This is a genomic window from Thiohalocapsa sp. (genome assembly GCF_019695415.1).
Classification (GTDB): Bacteria; Pseudomonadota; Gammaproteobacteria; order Chromatiales; family Chromatiaceae; genus Thiohalocapsa.
In genome coordinates this window covers 1-4,461 of the sequence record NZ_JAIFKJ010000549.1, presented here as the reverse complement: position 1 = coordinate 4,461, position 4,461 = coordinate 1, and the positions used below count along the sequence as shown (strand labels likewise).

The 4,461-nt window shown below is 67.1% G+C and carries 3 protein-coding genes; 2 read left to right on the top strand and 1 reads right to left on the bottom strand.

Going from position 1 to position 4,461, the window contains the following annotated elements:
* Positions 1-1,033, bottom strand: a 1,033-nt coding sequence (sufB, locus tag I6U14_RS15165) for a Fe-S cluster assembly protein SufB (RefSeq protein WP_296900359.1), incomplete at its 3' end; no start/stop codon positions are given.
* 600 nt (positions 1,034-1,633) lie between these two features.
* On the opposite strand from sufB, the gene I6U14_RS15160 reads away from it, so the two are divergent.
* Together I6U14_RS15160 and I6U14_RS15155 are read left to right on the top strand one after the other, a co-directional pair.
* A complete protein-coding gene (locus I6U14_RS15160) occupies positions 1,634-2,728 on the top strand; it encodes an ABC transporter ATP-binding protein (protein WP_296900358.1) in 1,095 nt (364 codons plus the stop codon).
* A gap of 123 nt (positions 2,729-2,851) precedes the next feature.
* Positions 2,852-4,009: a RuBisCO large subunit C-terminal-like domain-containing protein gene (locus I6U14_RS15155; RefSeq protein ID WP_296900357.1), complete on the top strand. Its 1,158-nt coding sequence runs from the start codon at positions 2,852-2,854 to the stop codon at positions 4,007-4,009.
* Positions 4,010-4,461: the final 452 nt, after the last annotated feature.

The window sequence follows — 4,461 nt, the reverse complement described above, 5'->3', positions numbered from 1 at the left end:
TGTCGCCGCGCAGGATGCAGCTCGGGTACTTCCAGGTGATGGCGGAGCCCGTCTCCACCTGGGTCCAGCTGATCTTGGAATTGTTGCCGCGGCAGTCACCGCGCTTGGTAACGAAGTTGTAGATACCGCCGCGCCCTTCCTCGTCGCCCGGGTACCAGTTCTGCACCGTGGAGTACTTGATCTCGGCGTTGTCCAGTGCGATCAGCTCCACCACCGCCGCATGCAGCTGGTTTTCGTCGCGCTGCGGCGCGGTGCAGCCCTCCAGGTAGCTCACATAGCTGCCTTCGTCGGCGACGATCAGCGTGCGCTCGAACTGCCCCGTCTTCGCCTCGTTGATGCGGAAGTAGGTGCTGAGCTCCATCGGACAGCGCGTATTCTTCGGCACATAGACGAAGGTGCCATCGGTGAACACCGCAGAGTTGAGGCCCGTGTAGAAGTTGTCGGTCGGCGGCACGACGCTGCCCAGATACTTCTGCACCAGCTCGGGGTACTCCTGTACGGCCTCCGAGATGGAGCAGAAGATGACGCCCGCCTCCGACAGCTTCTCACGGAAAGTGGTCGCCACGGATACGCTGTCGAAGACGGCATCCACGGCAACACCGGCCAGCGCCTTCTGCTCCTCGATGGGGATACCGAGCTTCTCGTAGGTCTCGAGCAGCACCGGATCCACCTCGTCCAGACTCTTCAGCTCCTTCTTCTTCGGCGCCGAAAAGTAGGAGATGGACTGGTAGTCGATGGGCGGGTAGTGCACCGCCGCCCACTTCGGCGTCGGCATCTCCAGCCATTTGTGGTACGCGGCCAGGCGCCAGTCGAGCATCCACTGCGGCTCGCCCTTGCGCTGGGAGATGGTCGCGATGACGGACTCGTCCAGGCCCGGCGGCAGGGTGTCGGACTCGATCTCGGTGACAAAGCCGTGCTCGTACTCGCTCTTGACCAGATGGCCGTACTCCGCCTCGGCCTCCGCGGCCTTGGTGGAGGTCTGCGCTTCCGCCTTGGCGTCGGCGGGAAGGACGTCGTCGGGTGTTGCACTCATGGCTCGCTCCGATTTCTGAGTAGATTACTCGGTTATTGTATTGTGCGTTCGCGCGTATTCAAGGCGCTGATCGCAAGGAATCTCGTCGGCCGCCGACGGCGCGGATCCGCGCCAACGGCCGCGGCCAAGGTCAATGCCGTCCAATCCGCTTTCAAGTGCCGCTGACGCGACAGGTGCACGGTCTCGTTTGCACACCGTTGCGGCCGGCAGCCAACGCGGGCCGCCTGGGTGCAGCCAGGCGTACGGGCGCCTTGCGCTGCGCTCGACTCGCGCTGCGCGGAACCTTTCCCCCTCCCGCGCAAGTCAGCGGCGGCCTTATTGCAAGCGACAATCATTGGCATTATCTTTATGGATCAGCCAGTTGCACGGGTCCCCTTAATCGAGACAGCCGATTATCGCAGCACCGTGCGCCGACGCCAGAGAGATCCGGCGCGCGGACCGCCGGTGAACCTGTGATCACCGGCTCGAATGGTCGATAATGTCGCGCTGTCGCGCCGGCGCCTGCCCCGCCAGACGCCCAAGCGGCCGTGGCGGCAACGGCCGTCGTATCCCGCAGCCCCTAATCCGCAAGGGGCGCGCAATCCCCATTCCGAGCCTCGTATGCCGCCCGCCCAGGACGCTACCGTCGCCATGCCGATCGACACCGCCACGAGCCAGCTCTCGGTGCTGGACGCGAGCGTTGCCTACGGCGACACCACTGTGGTGAGCGATGTCTCGTTCGTTTTGGAGGCGGGCAATATCGGCTGCCTGCTCGGGCCCAGCGGCTGCGGCAAGCCCCCCCGGCGGGGGGCCATGGCGGGGGCGGGGCCGCGGGGCCGGGGCGGGTCCCGCGTGCCGGGGGAGCTGGGCGCCCGCCCGGGTGACACGCTGGCCCCGGGGCAGCGGCGAATGGGCATGGTGTTCCAAGCCTTCGCGCTCTTCCCCCCCCTGGATGTGGGCCGCAACATCGCATTCGGCCTGCGCGGACAGCCCGCCGCGATGCGCCGACGGCGGGTCGGGGAGCTGCTGGAGCTGGTGGGCCTCACAAGCGCCGCCCGCCAATATCCACACGAGCTGTCCGGCGGTATGCAGCAGCGTGTCGCACTCGCACGGGCCATGGCGCCGCGACCACAAATGCTGCTGCTGGACGAGCCCTTCTCGAGCATGGATGCGGACATGCGCGAGCAGATCGCCCGCGAGGTGCGCGACGTGCTGAAGCGCGAGAACGTCACGGCCATCCTGGTCACCCATGACCAGCTCGAGGCCTTCGCCATGGCCGACATCATCGGCGTCATCGGCGGCGGCCGGGTGCACCAATGGGGCAGCGGGTTCAGTCTTTACCATGAGCCGGCAGACCGTTTCGTCGCGGACTTCATTGGCCAGGGCGTCCTGCTCCCGGCCACCGTCCATGACGAGATCCGCGTCAAGACAGAGCTGGGCCGCATCGCCGGCGAGCATCCCCATGGTCTCGAACGGGACACGCCTGCCGAAGTGCTGATCCGCCCCGACGACATGGTCTATGACGAATCGAGCCCCAGAAAGGCCGTCATCGTCGAGCGCGCCTTCCGCGGCGCCGAGTTCATGTACACAGTGCGGCTCGCCAGCGGCACCGAAGTCCTGTGCCTAGTGCCGAGCCACTACCGACACGCCGTGGGGGAGGAGATCGGCGTTCGGCTGCAGGCGGATCACCTGGTGGTGTTTCCGGTTCAGGAATAGGCGATTCTGTCTGCTCCTCAGCCCTCAGCCCTCAGCCCTCAGCCCTGGGACATGAGGCGGCGTCGAGAGCTTGACGCATCTGCAAACATCCGACGTCGTCAAGCAATGAAATCTGGGGTCCATATGACGATCGACGATCCGCTGACACTGGCGCTCAGCGGCGAGCGCTTTGAGGCCCGCTACCGCGTACGGGCCGACGACGCGGCCGCGGCGCTGGCCCGCGCCCGTGATATCTGCCTGGAGCAGACGGTGGAGTTCCCGGAAGCGCTGATCCCGAATGACACGATTCGGGAGCAGATCGTCGGTGCCCCGGAACCCCCGATTGCGGCCGGTGACGCCGCCTGGGATGTCAGCATCCGCTACCCGGTGGAGGCCGCCGGTGGCGAGCTCACGCAGCTCGTTAACGTGCTCTTCGGCAACGTTGCCCTGCAGCCCGGCGTGCGGCTCATGGACGTCACCCTGCCGGGCACGATGCTGGAAAATCTGCCAGGACCACGCTTCGGCATCGGCGGGCTGCGCCGGCTGTTGGACGTTCCAGACCGCCCCCTGCTCTGTACGGCGTTAAAGCCCATGGGGCTGTCGGCCCAGGCGTTGGCACAACTCGCCTACAACCTCGCCCTGGGCGGGATCGATCTCATCAAGGACGACCACGGCCTTGCCGACCAGCCCTTCTCCCCTTTCGCCGAGCGGGTGCCCCGCTGCGCCGAGGCGGTGGCGCGCGCAAACCGCGAAACCGGTCGTCGTTGCCTCTATCTGCCGAATGTCACAGCGCCCGCCGCAGCCGTGCTGCCGCGCGCCCGGGCCGCCCGCGACGCGGGCGCCGGCGGCCTCCTGTTCTGTCCCGGGCTCGCCGGACTCGACGCCATGCGCGGGCTGGCCAGCGACTCAAGCCTCGCGCTGCCCATCCTGAGCCATCCGGCACTGATCGGCGGCCTCGCGCTTGGCCCGGACACCGGCCTTTCACCGCGGGTGCTCTACGGCCGCCTGAACCGCCTCGCCGGCGCCGACGCCGCCATCTTCCCGCACTTGGGCGGGCGCTTCAGCTTCTCGGCGGACGACTGCCGCGACATCGCCACGGGCTGCACCGACGCCATGGGCGGCCCGGCGCCAATCTTTCCCGTCCCGGCCGGCGGCATGAAGCTGGATCGGGTGCAAGAGCTTTGCAGCTTCTATGGCCGCGACTGCATGTTGCTCATCGGCGGCGACCTGCATGCCCTCGAGCCCGGCGAAGACCTGGTGCAGCGCTGCCGGCGCTTTGTGGCCCTGGCGGCCGCCGCATAACCAGCCGATGTGCGCGCTTCTCCACGACGGAACGCAATGAGGGCCAAATCGCCACGGAGGCTTAGAGTGTGGGCAACCTGCGGTCCGCGCCTGCTCGGTGCGAGCGAGCTGCGCCGAGACGCCGGCGCGGTCCACAGGGTGGCCACACGGCTTTCGCTCGGGCCGGTCCGCAGGGATGCGGACGCGTCCGCATATCCACAGGCCAACGACGGCGTTGCGGCAAACACATTGGCTCAGGGCACCCGGCGGCAGATTGCGACGGTGGATCATGCTGATATGCGTGGTTTGGGTACCACCGGACTTCACTGCGTCGCGGAGCTGGCCTTTCTTTAAGAGCAGGGATCGGCGCGCGGGATGCCCGTTGCGGGATGCTCCCGTACGCCGCCGATATAGCGCGGACAAGGGTTCTCCACACCGGCCGCGGATGCCCTGAGTCAATGTGTCTGTGCGCT

What these genes read in the sequence shown, in the direction of transcription:
- I6U14_RS15160 (WP_296900358.1), top strand. Translation starts at nt 1,634, where the DNA reads ATGCCGCCCGCCCAGGACGCTACCGTCGCCATGCCGATCGACACCGCC.
- I6U14_RS15155 (WP_296900357.1), top strand. Translation starts at nt 2,852, where the DNA reads ATGACGATCGACGATCCGCTGACACTGGCGCTCAGCGGCGAGCGCTTT.